Source organism: Myxococcus vastator (assembly GCF_010894475.1).
GTDB classification, from domain to species: Bacteria; Myxococcota; Myxococcia; order Myxococcales; family Myxococcaceae; genus Myxococcus; species Myxococcus vastator.
The window spans coordinates 1-1,010 of record NZ_JAAIYB010000888.1; the positions used below are offsets into that span (position 1 = coordinate 1).

A 1,010-nucleotide genomic window follows, 5' to 3' on the forward strand; every position below is an offset into this window, starting at 1 on the left:
CCTTGACGAGCAGCTCGAAGGGCACGTCCTGGTGCGCGTAGGCGTCCAGCGTCACCTCCCGCACCCTGCGCACCACCTCCGCGAAGCCGGGCGCTCCCGACACGTCCGTCCTCAGCACCAGGGTGTTGACGAAGAAGCCGATGAGCTGCTCGGTCTCCGAGTGCGTGCGGTTGGCGACCGGCGTGCCGACGACGATGTCCGGCTGGCGCGTGTAGCGGTGCAGGAGCACCTGGAAGGCCGCCAGCAGCGTCATGAACAGGCTCGCCCCCTGGTGGCGGCTGAAGGCCTTCGCCTCCTCCACCAGCCGCGGCGGCAGCAGCACGTGGTGCACCGCGCCGCGGTACGTCTGCGTCGGCGGCCGGGAACGGTCCACCGGCAGCTCCAGCACCGGCAGCGCTCCGCGCAGCTGCTGCCTCCAGTAGTCCAGCTGCGCCTCCAGTGCCTCTCCCTGGAGCCACTCGCGCTGCCACCGTGCATAGTCCGCGTACTGCACCGTCAGCGGCGGGAGCATCGGCGGCTTGCCGTCCAGGAGCGCCTCGTAGTGCGCCGCCAGCTCCTTGACGAGCACGCCCATGGACCAGCCATCCGCCGCGATGTGGTGCATCGCCAGCAGCAGCACGTGCTCGTCCGGGCCCAGCCTCCACAGCCTGACCCGTACGAGCGGCCCGCGCTCCAGGTCGAAGCCACGCCGCAGCTCCTCGGCCAGTTGCCGCCGGAGCTCCGCCCCGGATTCCTCTTCCGCCAGCGCCTCCACCACCAGCCGCAGCGGCACCTCCGGCGAGATCACCTGCACGGGGACGCCCTGCTCCCCCCGGGTGAACGTCGTCCGCAGCGCCTCGTGCCGCTGGAGGATGGCGTCGAGGCTCTTCGCCAGCACCTCCACCCGCAGGTGCCCCGATAGCCGCACCGGTACCGCGAGGGTGTACAGCCCGGGGGCCACGCCCAGGTGCTCCAGCAGCCACAGCCGCTGCTGCGCGAAGGACACCGGCAGCGCGCCCTCCCGTTCCACC

General features: G+C 72.0%; 1 protein-coding gene. It reads right to left on the bottom strand.

The features are described from left to right. A partial coding sequence (locus G4D87_RS38135) for a condensation domain-containing protein (protein ID WP_240358951.1) occupies positions 1-1,010 on the bottom strand: 1,010 nt, incomplete at both ends.